The 13,998-nt window shown below is 69.7% G+C and carries 13 protein-coding genes; 5 read left to right on the forward strand and 8 right to left on the reverse strand.

The features are described 5' to 3' along the window. Positions 1 to 23 precede the first annotated feature (23 nt). Positions 24 to 1,655, forward strand: a complete 1,632-nt coding sequence (locus OXI49_17875) for a sodium:solute symporter (GenBank protein ID MDE2692366.1) — start codon at positions 24 to 26, stop codon at positions 1,653 to 1,655. Here the strand turns inward: OXI49_17875 and OXI49_17880 are convergent. After that, a complete protein-coding gene (locus OXI49_17880; protein ID MDE2692367.1) occupies positions 1,640 to 4,180 on the reverse strand; it encodes a sulfatase-like hydrolase/transferase in 2,541 nt (846 codons plus the stop codon). The two genes, OXI49_17875 and OXI49_17880, sit on opposite strands and share 16 nt — an antisense overlap. A gap of 103 nt (positions 4,181 to 4,283) precedes the next feature. Here OXI49_17880 and OXI49_17885 point away from each other — a divergent pair, with 103 nt between their 5' ends. Genes OXI49_17885 through OXI49_17900 form a run of 4 tightly spaced genes read left to right on the forward strand, consistent with a single transcriptional unit; the run spans position 4,284 to position 7,191 of the window. After that, a complete protein-coding gene (locus OXI49_17885; GenBank protein ID MDE2692368.1) occupies positions 4,284 to 4,928 on the forward strand; it encodes a TetR family transcriptional regulator in 645 nt (214 codons plus the stop codon). A gap of 31 nt (positions 4,929 to 4,959) precedes the next feature. Continuing rightward, complete coding sequence (locus tag OXI49_17890; GenBank protein ID MDE2692369.1) at positions 4,960 to 5,250, forward strand: antitoxin; 291 nt, start codon at positions 4,960 to 4,962, stop codon at positions 5,248 to 5,250. Further along, positions 5,247 to 5,690, forward strand: coding sequence for a PIN domain-containing protein (locus OXI49_17895; protein MDE2692370.1), 444 nt, complete (start codon positions 5,247 to 5,249; stop codon positions 5,688 to 5,690). Before OXI49_17890 ends, OXI49_17895 begins: the two co-directional genes overlap by 4 nt. A 13-nt stretch (positions 5,691 to 5,703) precedes the next feature. After that, positions 5,704 to 7,191: a serine hydrolase gene (locus tag OXI49_17900; protein ID MDE2692371.1), complete on the forward strand. Its 1,488-nt coding sequence runs from the start codon at positions 5,704 to 5,706 to the stop codon at positions 7,189 to 7,191. 25 nt (positions 7,192 to 7,216) lie between these two features. Here OXI49_17900 and OXI49_17905 read toward each other — a convergent pair whose 3' ends face one another. The 7 genes from OXI49_17905 to OXI49_17935 all read right to left on the reverse strand — a co-directional run bounded on the left by OXI49_17905 (position 7,217) and on the right by OXI49_17935 (position 13,996). Then, the gene (locus OXI49_17905; protein MDE2692372.1) at positions 7,217 to 8,128 is read right to left on the reverse strand and encodes a VOC family protein; all 912 of its coding nucleotides are present in this window, start codon (positions 8,126 to 8,128) and stop codon (positions 7,217 to 7,219) included. After that, positions 8,125 to 9,609: an aldehyde dehydrogenase family protein gene (locus OXI49_17910; GenBank protein MDE2692373.1), complete on the reverse strand. Its 1,485-nt coding sequence runs from the start codon at positions 9,607 to 9,609 to the stop codon at positions 8,125 to 8,127. The genes OXI49_17905 and OXI49_17910 overlap by 4 nt, the downstream gene beginning before the upstream one ends. Further along, complete coding sequence (locus OXI49_17915; protein MDE2692374.1) at positions 9,606 to 10,397, reverse strand: fumarylacetoacetate hydrolase family protein; 792 nt, start codon at positions 10,395 to 10,397, stop codon at positions 9,606 to 9,608. The genes OXI49_17910 and OXI49_17915 overlap by 4 nt, the downstream gene beginning before the upstream one ends. 12 nt (positions 10,398 to 10,409) lie before the next feature. Beyond that, positions 10,410 to 11,186 (reverse strand): gamma-glutamyl-gamma-aminobutyrate hydrolase family protein, encoded by a 777-nt coding sequence (locus OXI49_17920; GenBank protein MDE2692375.1) that lies wholly within the window; start codon positions 11,184 to 11,186, stop codon positions 10,410 to 10,412. Then, the gene (locus OXI49_17925; GenBank protein ID MDE2692376.1) at positions 11,183 to 12,433 is read right to left on the reverse strand and encodes a cytochrome P450; all 1,251 of its coding nucleotides are present in this window, start codon (positions 12,431 to 12,433) and stop codon (positions 11,183 to 11,185) included. Before OXI49_17925 ends, OXI49_17920 begins: the two co-directional genes overlap by 4 nt. Positions 12,434 to 12,444: 11 nt before the next feature. Then, complete coding sequence (locus OXI49_17930) at positions 12,445 to 12,585, reverse strand: hypothetical protein (protein ID MDE2692377.1); 141 nt, start codon at positions 12,583 to 12,585, stop codon at positions 12,445 to 12,447. 94 nt (positions 12,586 to 12,679) lie between these two features. Continuing rightward, entirely contained in the window at positions 12,680 to 13,996 is a 1,317-nt protein-coding gene (locus OXI49_17935) for a glutamine synthetase family protein (protein ID MDE2692378.1), read from the reverse strand. Between the last annotated feature and the right edge of the window lie 2 nt (positions 13,997 to 13,998).

Here is a 13,998-nt window from a genome sequence, read left to right on the forward strand (position 1 = left end):
TTGCTGAGCGAGGAGAACACGCCATGCTGACGGCGAAGATCACCACCCTCGACTGGACCGTCGTCGCCCTCTACTTCGCCGGCGTCTTCGCCATCGCGCTCTGGGCGATCAGGCGCGTCCAGCACGGCGAACGCACGTCGTCGAGCTACTTCCTCGCCGGCCGCAACGTCGGCTGGTTCGTCGTCGGCGCCTCCCTCTTCGCCTCGAACATCGGCTCCGAGCATCTCGTCGGCCTGGCCGGCACCGGCGCCGAGAGCGGCCTCGTTCTCGGCCAGTTCGAGCTCCAGGCCTCGCTCATCCTTCTCATTCTCGGCTGGCTCTTCGTGCCGTTCTACGTCAAGAGCGGCATCTTCACGATGCCCGAGTTCCTGGAGCGGCGCTACTCGCCCGCGGCCCGCTGGTACCTCTCGGTGATCTCGGTCATCGGCTACGTCCTGACCAAGATCTCGGTGACGATCTACGCGGGTGGCGTCGTCTTCGAGACCCTGATGGGGATCAACTTCTGGACCGGCGCCCTGGTGGTCGTCGTCATCACCGGCGTCTACACCGTGCTCGGCGGCCTCCGCGCCGTCGTCTACACGGACCTGCTGCAGGCCGTCGTCCTGATCGTGGGCGCGTCCACGGTGACGATTCTCGGTCTGGCCGAACTCGGCGGCTGGAGCGTCATGGTCGAGACCGCCGGCGACGGCTTCTTCGACATGTGGAAGCCGATGTCGGACCCGGACTTCCCGTGGACCGGCATCGCCTTCGGCGCGCCGATCATCGCCGTCTGGTACTGGTGCACGGACCAGTTCATCGTCCAGCGCGCGCTCTCCGCCCGCGGCATCGACGACGCCCGGCGCGGCACGATCCTCGCCGGTTTCCTCAAGCAGTTGCCGCTGTTCCTCTTCGTGGTGCCCGGCGTGATCGCCTACTGCCTGTCGCAGTCCGGGAAGCTCGAGCTCGCCTCCTCCGACCAGGCGCTGCCGGCGCTGGTCGTCGCACTGCTGCCGGCCGGCTTCCGGGGACTGGTGGTCGCGGGTCTGCTGGCGGCCCTGATGAGCAGCCTCTCCTCCGTTTTCAACTCGTGCTCGACGCTGATCACGATCGACATCTACAAGAAGCTCCACCCCGGCGTCTCGGAGCGCCGGCTGGTCCTGGTCGGACAGACGGCCACCGTCGGGCTCGTGGGCCTCGGCCTGCTCTGGATCCCGTTGATGCAGAACATCTCGGGCACGCTCTACCAGTACCTCCAGAGCGTCCAGGGCTACATCTCCCCGCCCATCACCGCTGTCTTCCTGCTCGGACTGTTCTGGAAGCGGCTCAACGCCCAGGGCGCGATCGCGTCACTGGCCGTCGGCTTCGTCCTGGGAATGGGCCGCCTCGTGGCGGAACTCAACAAGGACAGCCTGAGCGGCTTCCTCTACACCTTCGCCGACATCAACTTCATGCACGTCGCGATCTTCCTGTTCCTGATCTGCGCGGCCGTGCTGGTGGCGGTCAGCCTCTGGTTCCCGCCGCCGTCCGAACAGCGGGTCGCCGGCCTGACCTGGAGCCGGGCAGGCAACGCCGAGCTTCTTGCCGAGTCCGAACCCGCGAAGCGCCGGCTGGACCGGACGCTGTCCGTAGTGCTGGTCCTGATCGTCGCCGCGGTGATGGTCTACTTCTCGGCGTAGGCCGGCCGCGACCCCAGCAGAACCTCCATCATGCGATGCGCCGTTTCGGCGCCGCTGTTCTGGTTCTGGCCGGTGACCAGGCGTCCGTCGACGACGACGCGGCTCGCGAGCATGTCGCGAAACCTGGTCTCGCTCTCGAACAGCGCTCCGGCGGCGCGCAGGTCACGCTCCGGGTGCATCGGCGTGAAGGTGATGCCGAGTTCCTCGATCTGCTTGTCCGAAACGGCCGAGACGCGGCGGCCGCGCACCAGCGGTTCTCCGCCCGGAGTCACCGCCTGAAGCAGTCCCAACGGACCGTGGCACACGCCGCCGACCACCGATTCGCGGGCGTACGCCTCGCTGACCTTCCTGCCCAGGTCTTCCGACTGGCCGAGGTCGTACGCGGCGCCCCAGCCGCCAGCGAGAAACACGATGTCGTAGGCGCCTGCGTCGACGTCGGCGATCGCCAACGAGTTCTCGACCCTGGATCGAAACTCCGCATCCCGGAGATAGCGCTTGTCCTCCGGCGTGGCCACCGGCCACCGCACGGACTGGCGCTCGACCGGGATGGCACCGCCCTGGATGCTCGCCACGTCGACCGTCATTCCGGCATCCGCGAACGCGTAGTAAGGCACCGTCATCTCCGACGCCCAGACGCCGGTCGCCTTGCCTGAGTCGCCCAGCGTGTCGTGGCTGGTGGTCACGATGAGGGCGCGGCGGCCGGCGAGATCGATCGCGGGAATCTCGTAGTGGGCGTGAAGGCCCAGGCCGACGAGCACTCTAGGCAATCCCAGCCAGACGGCGGCCGCCAGAACGACGACGGCCAGCCCTGCTCCGGTCCATACCCTGGTCTTCATGAAGGTCTCCTTTGCACGGTCGTAGAAGTAGTTGATCGCCAGCTGACGAGTCGGCGAGTAGAAGGCAGGCACCTCGAGCACTCCCACGCGCTCGGCGTAGGCCTCGTAGTCCGCCAGCATCTCGGAGAACCGCTCGGGTTGTTCCGCGGCCAGGTCGCGGGTCTCGCCCGGGTCCTCCGCCAGATCGAAGAGGCGCCAGCGGCCGTCGCCGACGGGAGCGCCGACCCGGACGAGCTTGTGGTCGCCCTTGAAGACGCCCCTGTGACCCGCCGTCTCGAAGGCGACCGCCTCCCGCGGCGGATGAATCAGGGCCGAAGGATCGCGCAGCGCCGGGGCCAGGCTGCGGCCGTCGATGGGATGCTTGCCGGACGGAGTGGCGTCGCCCGCGCCGGTGAGCTCGAGAATCGTGGGAACGAGGTCCGTCACGAAGGCGAAGGCCGGAGCGATCCCTCGCGCCTCCACCCCCGGCCCGGCGATGATCAGGGGAACGCGAATTCCTCCCTCGCCGCCGTGGAACTTGTAGTACGCAAGCGGAGCGGCCGCCGCGCGCGCGAAGTGTGGGCCGATGATGCCGTAGCTCCCCTTCTCGCCGAGCGTCTCGAGGTCGCGGCGGTAGCCGACGCTCTCCGCCCACCGCTCGAACTGACCGCTCTGGGCCGGATCGCCCGCCTCCGGACCGTTGTCGGACAGCACGACGAAGACGGTGTTCTCCAGGAGTCCCTCGTTCCCGAGGTACTCGACCAGCCGCCCGAAGTGATGGTCCATCGCTTCGAGCATCGCCGCGTTGACCGCCATGTTCTTGGCGGCGAACGCTCTCTCGTCGGGCGAGAGAGCCTCCCAGTCCGCCTGCTCCGGCGTGGTCGACGGGTCGGCCCCGGGCGGAAAGACACCCGCTTCAACGGCGCGGCGATGACGCTCTCTCCGCAGCGCGTCCCATCCTTCGTCGTACACGCCCTCGTAGCCTTCGATGAACTCGCGCGGCGCCTGAACCGGCAGGTGGACCGCCTGAAAGGCGAGGTAGGCGAAGAAGGGCTGTCGCTCCCCGTCGGTGACCCGATCCGTGTCGATGAACTCGACGAGCCTGTCCACGAGGTGCTCCGACGAGTAGAAGTCGGCCGGCAGGTCGGTCGGCTCGCCGTCGGCGAACCAGGGGGGCTCCCCGTAGATGGGCAGGTAGGACTTCTTCTCGAAGTTGTCGGCGCCGGTGGCGTCGAGCGCGAACGTCCGATCGAACCCGCGCGCGCTGGGCAGCGAGGTCGGAGCGTGACCGAGGTTCCACTTGCCGCTCAGGTACGTGCGGTAGCCGGCGGCGCGCAGCCGGCTGGCGATGGTGAGCACGTCCGTGCTCAACTCGCCTCGGTAGCCGGGTCGGCCGCGATGACGAAGCGGCGTGGCCACATGCAGGCTGGCCACGTCGGTCAGGTGCGAGTCGACCCCCGTGAGCAGCATGGCCCGCGACGGCGAGCACATCGGCGAGGCGTGGAAACTCGTGAAGATGACGCCGCGCGAGGCGACCGCGTCGATGTGTGGAGTGCGAATCTCGCTGCCGTACGCGCCCAGATCCGTGAAACCGACATCGTCCGCGACCACGACGACGACGTTCGGCCGGGACGTGGCCGGGGCCTCGGATTCCGCTGCCGTCGACGCCGACGCCTGAAGGGCCGCGACCGCCGCGAGCGTCGCCGCCAAGACTCGCCGGCCTGCACGGCCCCGGCCCCTCTTTCGTCGGCTGAAGATGAACCCGGGTCTCATCGCTCTGAACCTCGTCTGCTAATGTCTATCATTAGTTCTGATGGAAGTCATTAGCACGCGAGAGAAGCTCCTGCGCGCCGCCGAGAAGCTGTTCGCCGAGCGGGGCGTCGGGCCGACCTCCACCCGCGCCATCCTGCGCGAAGCGGGCCAGCGCAACGAATCGGCCCTCCAGTACCACTTCGGCGGCCGCGAGGGGCTCATCGACGCCATGTACGTCAAGCGCGGCGCGCAGATCGGGGAAGAGCGGGAGCGCATGCTGCACGAGCTGGATGAAGCCGGCGGGGCTCAGGACGTGCGCCGGCTGTGCGAGGTGGCGGTCATGCCTCCGGTGCGGATCGCCCGACGCGATCCGGAGTTCGCGCTCTTCCTGAAGGTGGTCGGGCAACTCGTGTTCCTGCCCGGCGAGGAGCTCCGCGAGGGCGCGATCCGCTACACGGGCGCGGGAGTGGGCGAGGTGGCGAAGCGCATCCGCGCGCAGCTTCGGATCCCCAAGGCGCTGGCAGACCGGCGGTTCGACCTGATGCACCGGATGGCGGCGCTGGCGCTCGCTCAGCGCGCGCTTTCCGGCGGCAGCTTCGACGGGCCCGATGCCGAGCTGTTCTTCGAGACGCTGCTGGACGCGATGGCGGCCGTTCTCGAGGGACCGGTTTCTCCTGCGACGGAACGCGAACTCTCTATGCCTTGACAGCAAGTCAGGAAGACATCATGATGCCTCCATGCGAACGACGGTCACGCTGGACGCTGACACGGAATCCCTGCTGCGCGAAGCGATGCGGCAACGGGGCCAGACGTTCAAGCAGGCCCTGAACGACGCGGTCCGGCAGGGTTTGGCTGGAGTCGCCGGCGATCCAGAGCGGCCGGCCTTCGTGCAACGGACCTTTCCTATGGGCGTCAGGGCCGGCTATGACCTGGAGAAGCTCTCCTCCCTCGAAGCGGAGTTGGACGCGGGGGATTTTCTCAAGGTGACTCGCCGCCTGCTCAAGGAAGGCGCCGTGACCCCGGAATGATCGTCCCCGACGCGAACCTCCTCCTGTACTCCGTCGACTCAACGAGCCCGTTCAACGCACGCGCGACCGCTTGGTGGGCCGGCTGTCTGAGCGGCTCGGTACCGGTCGGCCTCTGTCAGCCCGTTCTCTTCGCCTTCCTGCGGGTCAGCACGAACCGTCGCGTCTTCCGGGAGCCGCTCTCACTCGACACAGCCGGCGACCTGGTGAACGAGTGGATCGCCCACCCCGTTACAAGGCTGCTGCTACCTGGCGAGGACCACGTGCGCCATGTCGTGGACCTTCTCGCAGAGGCGGGATCCGCCGGCGGCGACCTCGTCACGGATGCACAGGTCGCTGCGCTCGCCCGGACCCACCGAGGCGAAGTACACACCGCTGATCACGACTTCCGGCGTTTTCCGGGAGTGACCTGTCACTATCCGCTGACACCCAACGAGACGTAGGACTCCCATGCCCATGAAGCCCACTCGACGCGACCTCCTGGCCAGGAGCGCCGCCGTGGCCGCCGTGGCCGCGCTGCCGCCGCTCCGCACCGCCTTCGGTCAGAGCGCTCCGGCCGACGAGGGCCCCGGCGCCACCCATCTGCGGCGCGACCTCGAAGAGGCGATCGCGCGCCACCGGGTCGTCGGCGCGAGCGCGGCCGTCTACCACCGCGGCGAGATCGAGACCGCCACGGCCGGGATCCTGAACGCGACCACCGGCGTCGACGTCACCCCCGAAACGGTGATGCACATCGGCTCGATCACGAAAACCCTGAACACGACCCTAGTCATGCAACTGGTCGACGAGGGTCTGGTCGACCTCGACGCACCCGTGCTCGAGTACCTGCCAGGCTTCGCGGTCGCCGATCCGGAGGCGACCCGGGCGATCAAGGTCGGCATGCTCATCAACCACACGAGCGGCATCGACGGCGAGATGATCCCGGACCACGGCCCCGACCAGGAGGCCATCCGCCAGGCGGTCGAACGCGCCCGTGATCTCGGTCAACTGTTCGCTCCCGGCGAGGACTGCTCGTACTGCAACACGGCGATGGTGGTCGCAGGCCACCTCGCCGAGCGGGTGCTCGGGGACAGTTGGTACAACCTGATCGAGGATCGCATCTTCGGCCGTCTCGGCCTGGAGCACTCCGTCGTCCAGCCGCAGGACGCCCTGCTTCACCGCGCCTCCGTCGGCCACTTCCTCAATCCGGCCACCGGCACGCAGCAGAGGACGTCGCAGGCCTTCCTGCCGCTGAGCTTCGCTCCGGCCGGCTCCACCGCCATGATGTCGGCGTCCGACCTGCTCGCCTTCGTCACCGCCCACCTCCGCGGCGGCGAGGGGCTGAACGGCGAGCGCCTCCTCTCGGAGGAAAGCTCGAAGGCGATGCGCACCGGCACCGCGGCAGTCCAGGGGATCGGCGCCGTCCGCTCCTTCGGCCTCGGCTTCATGCTCGGTCCGAACGGCGACTTCGGCCACGGCGGCGGCGGCCCGGGCATCCTCTCCTGGTTCTCGGCGCACGAGGAGTCCGACTTCGCGATGGTCGTCCTGACCAACTCGGCGCACGGCGGGCTGGTCGCCTTCGAGCTCGTGAACGCCTGGATGAAGAAGGCTTCCGGCTTCGAGCCGTTGGCGCCGCAGCGGTTCCCGGCGCTCGACATCGACATCGATCCGCGGCTCTACGCCGGCGTCTACGAGGACGTCGCCGCCGAGCACACGGTCACTGAGCGCGACGGCCGTCTGAGCGTCAGCTCCCGCGCCAAGGTCGCCTTCTACGACACGACCTCGACCGACCCGACGCCGCCCTTTCCGCTCGACCCGGTAGGCGAGCATTCGTTCGTCGTCTCCCTGCCGGAGCCGATCGCGGCCACCGCGCCGCAGACGCTCCTGTCGTTCGTCAATCCGCAGGCCGACTGGCGGATGCGGCATGTGTCGACGGGTGGGAGGCTCTACCTGAGGAGGTCGTGAGCGACCGGCCGCGATACGAAGCGGGCTACGAGAGGGGATCGCCCAGTTGCTGGGACTGCTCCCTCTCGGCGCGGATCGCGTCTTCGTCGAAGCGGAAGTAGGACCGTGGGGGCAGTTGGCCCCAGGTGTTCGAGGCGAAGGCGTCGTCCGGGAAATGCCGGACCTGGTGGTTCGGCCCGAGGACTTCCATGTCGGCGAAGAACTCGATGAACGTGTCCTCCTCCGGCATCCGCCAGTAGGCGAACAGGTTCCGGGCCATCCCGTGGCGGCCGGGTCCCCACACGATCGGCCGCCGGTGGGCCGCCAGGTGATCGAGCCCGACCCGCATCTCGCCCCAGTCGGTCAGCTCGAACGCGACGTGGTGGATGTGGGCGTAGCCCTTGTCGAGGAAGGCGAGCACGTGGTGCTCGCGATCGGCGTGGAGCCAGCAGGCGTCGTCGCCGATCCAGTCGGTGATCTTCAGGCCGAGGGCCTCGACGTACCACTTGACGGCGCGCGGGGTGTCGGCGGTGAGGTAGTTCACGTGCTGGAGCCGGCGCGGATGGAACCCTGGCAGGGCGTCCGAGTGCTTGCAGACGTCGGGCCGCGGGTCGTCCGGCGCGACGTGCTCGACGACGGCCACGCCGTTGCCGTCCGGGTCGGCGGTGCGGAGCCCGAACCGGCCGGCCGGCAGCTCGAACGGCACGGCGAGCGTTCCGGCGCCCGAGAGCCGGTCGCCGGCCTCGGCCAGGGTCACGCCGGCTTCGAGTTCGTAGGCGATGTAGTCAACGCAGCCTCGCTCGCCGGCGGTCAGGCGGACGCAGAAGTCCTCGTAGGCGCAGCGGAGCAGGGCGCCGTCGCCCGCGGCCGGGCTGAGGCCGAGCAGCCGCTGCCAGCGCGCCGAGGCCTCGGCGAGATCGGTGACGGTGAGGCCGACGTGGTGGATGCCGCGGATCACGAGCCACCTCCTGTCCCGGCAGCCGCGAACGCGGCAGTGCGTTCGCAGACCGTCTTCACGTCGCAGTAGAAGTCGAACGAATGGCGGCCGCCCTCGCGGCCGATGCCGGAGTGTTTCGTGCCGCCGAACGGCGTCTCGAGGTCGCGGACGTAGAAGCAGTTCACCCAGATCGTGCCCGCGCTGATCCGGCGCGAGAGCCGGCCCGCGCGGGACTCGTCGCCGGTGAAGATCATCGCCGCGAGGCCGTAGTCGGTCGACTCGGAGAGGGCCACCGCCTCCTCGTCGTCCTCGAACGCCTGCAGGGTCAGCACCGGCCCGAACACCTCCTCGCGCAGGATGTCGGCGCCGGACGGCACCTCGGTGAACAGGGTCGGCGGGAAGTAGAGCCCGCCGCTGCCCTTGCCGCCGAAGCGGAGCGCCGCGCCCTGGGCCAGCGCCTTCTCGACATGCGCCTCGACGCGCGCGAGCGCCCGCGGGTGGATCAGCGGGCCGTAGGTCGTCGCAGCGTCCCGCGGGTCGCCGACCCGGATCGCCTCGACTTGCTTGAGGAACCGCTCCATGAAGGCGTCGAGGCAGCTCCGCTCGACCAGCAGCCGGGTGCCGGCCAGGCAGACCTGGCCCGAGTTGTCGTACTGGTACGCCGCGGTGCGGGCGGCGGCCTCCAGGTCGGCGTCGGCGAAGACGAGGAAGGGCGACTTGCCGCCGAGCTCGAAGGAGACGGGGGTGAGTTCCGCCGCGGCCGCGGCGCCCACCGTGCGGGCGGTCGCCGGCGATCCGGTGAAGGCGATCCGGTCGACGCCGGCGTGGCCGGTCAGCAGCGCGCCGGTCTCCGGCCCGCCGTGGACGATGTTGAGCGCTCCCGGCGGCAGCCCCGCTTCCTCGGCCAGGTCGCCGAGTAGCGAGCAGGTCAGCGGCGCCCACTCCGGCGGCTTGAGGACGACGGTGTTGCCCGCGGCGAGGGCCGGGCCGACCCGCCAGGTCGCCAGCATGAAGGGCGCGTTCCACGGCGTCGACACGGCGACAACGCCGGCCGGGTCGTGCCGGACCGTGTTCCGCTCGCCGCCATGCAGGATGCGCGGCGGCTCCGCCAGACGCGACACCGCGTACTCGGCGAAGAAACGGAAGTTCATCCCGCCGCGCGGAATCACCCGCTCGCGCATCGCCTCCAGCAGCGAACCGTTGTCGACCGTCTCGACCTGGGCGATCTCGGCGGCCCGCCGTTCGACCCCGGCGGCCAGACGCAGCAGGTACGGCGCTCGCCCCTCCGGTCCCAGCGCCGCCCAGTCCGGGAACGCCCCGCGCGCGGCGTCGACGGCGGCGTCCACCTCCGCCGGCCCCGCCTCGGGCAGCTCGGCCAGCTTCCAGTCCCAGTCGATCGGCGAGCGGACCTTGAAGCCGGCGCCGGCGCCGACCCGGCGGCCGCCGATCAGGTGGTCGGTCGGAACCGCGACGCCCTCAACGTCGACGCGCTCGGCCGTCACGAGGCCGCCGCCTCCGCCGCCGCGACGACCTCCGCCTCGTCCTCCGGCACGCAGAGCGCGACGTGCAGCGTGTTGCCGGTCACCTGGGGCTGCTCGCCGACCGGCTGCAGGTCCCGGTCCAGCTCGACGATCGGGTTGCGCAGGGTGCCGATCTCGTCGCATTGCACCTCGACCACGTCGCCCGGCTCGACCGGCCGCGAGTTCGCCGGCGTGCCGGTCATGATGACGTCGCCGGGTTCGAGCGTGATCAGCCGGCTCAGGTCGGCGACCTGGTAGGCGAACGAGAACAGGAGGTCTTCGCCCGTGCTCCCCTCCTGCACTACCTCGCCGTTGACCAGGGTGCGCAGCGTCAGGTCGTTCGGGTCGACATCGCCGGCATCGACCAGGGCCGGGCCCATCGGCCCGAAGCCGTCCTGACCCTTGACCCGCAGCATCGAGCCGCGGTCCGCGTGCCGGAAGTCGTGGATGCCGAAGTCGTTGACCAGCGTGTAGCCGCGCACGTAGTCGAGCGCCTCCTCGATCGCCACGCCGGTCGCCCGCCGGCCGATGACGACCGCGAACTCCCCTTCGTAGTTCAGGAAGCGGCAGCCGCGCGGCCGCGCCACCGGCGCCTCGTGGGCGCTCAGCGACGAGGTGGGCTTCATGAAGTAGGACGGCACCTCCGGGATGCTCTCCATCTGGTACTCGACGCAACGCGAGCGGTAGCTCAGGTGGACGCCGATGATCTTCGACGGCGGATCGATCGGAGGCAACCAGGTGCCATCGTCGGCGCGGCGCTCATGTCTCATCGCAGTTCGTCCTCACGCCGTTGATGGATGGGATGAGCAGAAGTCGACGAGGGCGCGGAACAGCCGGCCGCCGTCCTCCGGCGCGGTGACTTCGGGGTGCCACTGCACGCCGAGGCAGAACGGAAGCCGGGGATCCTCCAGCGCCTCGATCACGCCGTCCGGCGCGGTGGCGGCCACGCGGAGCCCCTCGCCCAGCCGGCCGGCGCCCTGGTGATGGTGCGAAGCGATCTCGACGTCGCCGTCTTCCCTGCCCGCCTCCATCGCCGCCGCCAGGTGGGTCCCCGGCTCGATCGTCACCATGTGCCGCGTGAACTCGCCCAGGACGTCGCGGTGCGGCTTCATGTCGAGCCGGTCGCCGAGGTGCTGTTCCAGGTCGCCGCCGTAGAGGATGTTCAGGAGCTGGAAACCGCGGCAGATCCCCAGGATTGGCATCCGGCGTTCGAGCGCGGCGCGGCCGATCGCCAGCTCGACCCGGTCGCGCGTCTCGTCGTGCTCGTCGTTCTCCGGGTGCGGTTCCGCGCCGTAGATCTGCGCGTCGAAGTCCTTGCCGCCCATGAAGACGATCCCGTCGAGGTCGTCGAGCGCGGCCCCGGGTTCCTCGTCGTACGGCTCGACGCTCGGGATGATGACCGGGGCGCCGCCAGCGGCGGCAATCGCCGAGACGTAGTCGTGCGGGACCATCGAGACGACCTCGTCCCACGGGCCGATGATCGCGTCCCGGACGTCGCCGACGATGCCGATCCGCGGCCTGCGTCCGCGTCCCGAGTTGCTCGCCGCCCCTTCACTCATCGGTAGCGAACTCCCATGTGCTTGATGCCGTTGAAGAAGTTGGAGCGCAGCCGCTCCGGCTCCGAGACCAGTTCGAGGCGGTCGAGATGGGGCCGCAGCTCCTCCAGCGCGATCTTGATCTCGAGCCGCGCCAGGTACGCGCCCAGGCAGAAGTGCGGCCCGATGCCGAAGGTCAGGTGCCGGTTCGGCTTGCGGCCGACGTCGAATCGGTTGGGTTCCTCGAACACGTCCTCGTCCCGGTTGGCGCTCGTGTACCACATCGCGACCTTGTCGCCGGCGCGGATGACCTCGCCGCGCATCTCGACGTCCTCGGTGGCCGTGCGGCGGAAGTGGTGGACCGCCGTCACCATCCGCAGCACCTCGTCGGCGGCGGTCACAGCCAGGTCCTCGTCGCCGGCGACGATGCGCTCCGCCTGGTCCGGGTGGCGCAGCAGTTCGCACATGCCGCCCGACAGCGAGTGGCGCGTCGTCTCGTTGCCCGCCGCCGCCAGCAGCAGGAAGTACAGGTCGAACTCGTGCGGCGTGAGCGGCTCGCCGTCGACTTCGGCGAACACCAGGTCGGTCACGATGTCGTCGCGCGGTTCGGCGCGGCGCTGGGCGGCCAGCTTGCGGCCGTACTCGAACATCTCGAGGCTCGCCGGGCTCGAGAACGGCAGGTGCTTGAAGCGCTCCCGCTCCGTCTCGTAGTCGTCGACGTACTCCGGGTCGGTCGCGCCGAGGATGCGGTTGCCGATGTCGACGATCAACCGCCGGTCCTCCTGGGGCGCGCCCAGCATCTCCGCGAACACCCGCATCGGCAGCTCGACCGCCACGTCGTCGACGAAGTCGAAGTCGCCCCGGGCGATCGCGGCCTCCAGGATGCCCCGAAACAGTTGCCGGATGTGGTCCGAGAAGGCCGTAAGCGCCCGCGGCAGGAAACGCTTGCTGATCAGCGAACGCAGCTTGTAGTGGCGCGGCGGATCCATGTCGATCATCGACTTGCGGGCCTCGACGTGCTCCGGCTCCAGGTCCTCGAGCGAGGTGCCGCCGACTTCGGACGAGAAGCGCTTCGGGTCCTTCGAGACCCGCACGACGTCCTCGTGACGCGTGATCGACCAGAAGCCCGGCCCCTTCGGCTCCGGCTGCCAGTACACCGGCGCCTCCTCCCGCAGCCTCGCGAACCACTCGTGCGGCACCCCGCGGGCGAACCGGTCGTGATCGCAGAGGTCGATCTCGGCCGCGAGCGAGGCGTTGGCTGCGTGCGCCACCGGTTCGACGTCTAGAGTTGAATCCGGTACTCGTTGCGCTCCCAGTCGGTCACCCAGCCGTGGTAGCGCTCGAGTTCGAAGCGCTTGAGCGTCAGGAAGGCGGCGACGATCTCGCGGCCGACGCCGGCGCAGAGCAGTTCGTCGGCCTCCACTCGTGCGGCACCCCGCGGGCGAACCGGTCGTGATCGCAGAGGTCGATCTCGGCCGCGAGCGAGGCGTTGGCTGCGTGCGCCACCGGTTCGACGTCTAGAGTTGAATCCGGTACTCGTTGCGCTCCCAGTCGGTCACCCAGCCGTGGTAGCGCTCGAGTTCGAAGCGCTTGAGCGTCAGGAAGGCGGCGACGATCTCGCGGCCGACGCCGGCGCAGAGCAGTTCGTCGGCCTCCAGCGCGTCGAGGGCCTGGTCGAGGGAGCTCGGCAGCGAGGCAAGATCCTCCCGCCGGTAGGCGTCGCCCGCGGTCTGCTCGGGCGCCTCGAGTTCCCGGCGCACGCCGTCGAGCCCGGCCTGCAGCAGCGCGGCGATCGCCAGATGGCAGTTCGCCGTGCCGTCGCCGACGCGGATCTCCAGCCGGGCCGACTTGCCGCGCTCGGGCGGCACGCGGACGAAGGTCGTCCGGTTGTCGAGGCCCCAGGAGACGTTGATCGGCGCCAGCGAGTCGGGCGCGATCCTCTTGAACGCGTTGACCGTCGGGTTGAGGAAGGCCATCAGTGCCCCGGCGTGCTCCAACACGCCGGCGATGAAGGAGAGCGCGGCCGCGCTCAGACCGTCCGGGCCCGCCGGATCGCCGATGCGGTTGGCGCCATCACCGTCCTGGAGCGACACGTGCAGATGGAGCCCCGAACCGCCCTGGTCGTTGAACGGCCGGCCCATGAACGTGGCGCGCATCTCCTCCAGCACCGCCATCTCCTTGACCGTCGCCTTGAGACGGAAGGCCCGGTCGGCAGCGTCGAGGGCGGGGCCGTGACGGAGGTTGATCTCGTACTGCGAGTTCATGAACTCGTGGTTCGCGGCGTAGGCGCCCAGACCCATCCCGGCGCAGGCGTGGAGCATCCGGCCCGAGATGCCGCCGGGGTCGCTCTCGGCGCCGACCGTGTAGACCCGCGACAGCGTGTCGACGTAGCGGACCGCGCCCTCCGGGGCAGCGTCGTCGGGCTTGAACAGGAAGAACTCGAGTTCCGGGCCGACGATCGGCAAAAGATCCAGTTCGGCCAGCCCGTCCGCCGCCCGCCGCACCGCGCCGCGCGGGTCGAACGGATGGGGATTGCCCTCCTCGTCGACCAGGTCCACCAGGCAGGCGGCGACGTCCGGCGCCCACGGCAGCGCCGCGGCGGTCGAGAGATCCGGCCGCGCGAAGAAGTCCGGGTAACCGATCTCGCCGCCCATCACCGGCGTGTGCGCCAGGTCGGTGGTCATGATCGCCGAGCAGAAGGCGACACCGCCCTCGATCTCGTGGCCGGCGTCGGCGAGCACCAGGTCCTTGCCGCGGGCGATCCCGTGGAGATCGGGGTACATCACCCGCAGTGTCTTCGCGCCGAGCTCGGTCAGGCGTTCGATGTCGCTCATGT

Source organism: Acidobacteriota bacterium, assembly GCA_028875725.1.
Taxonomy (GTDB): Bacteria; Acidobacteriota; Thermoanaerobaculia; order Multivoradales; family Multivoraceae; genus Multivorans.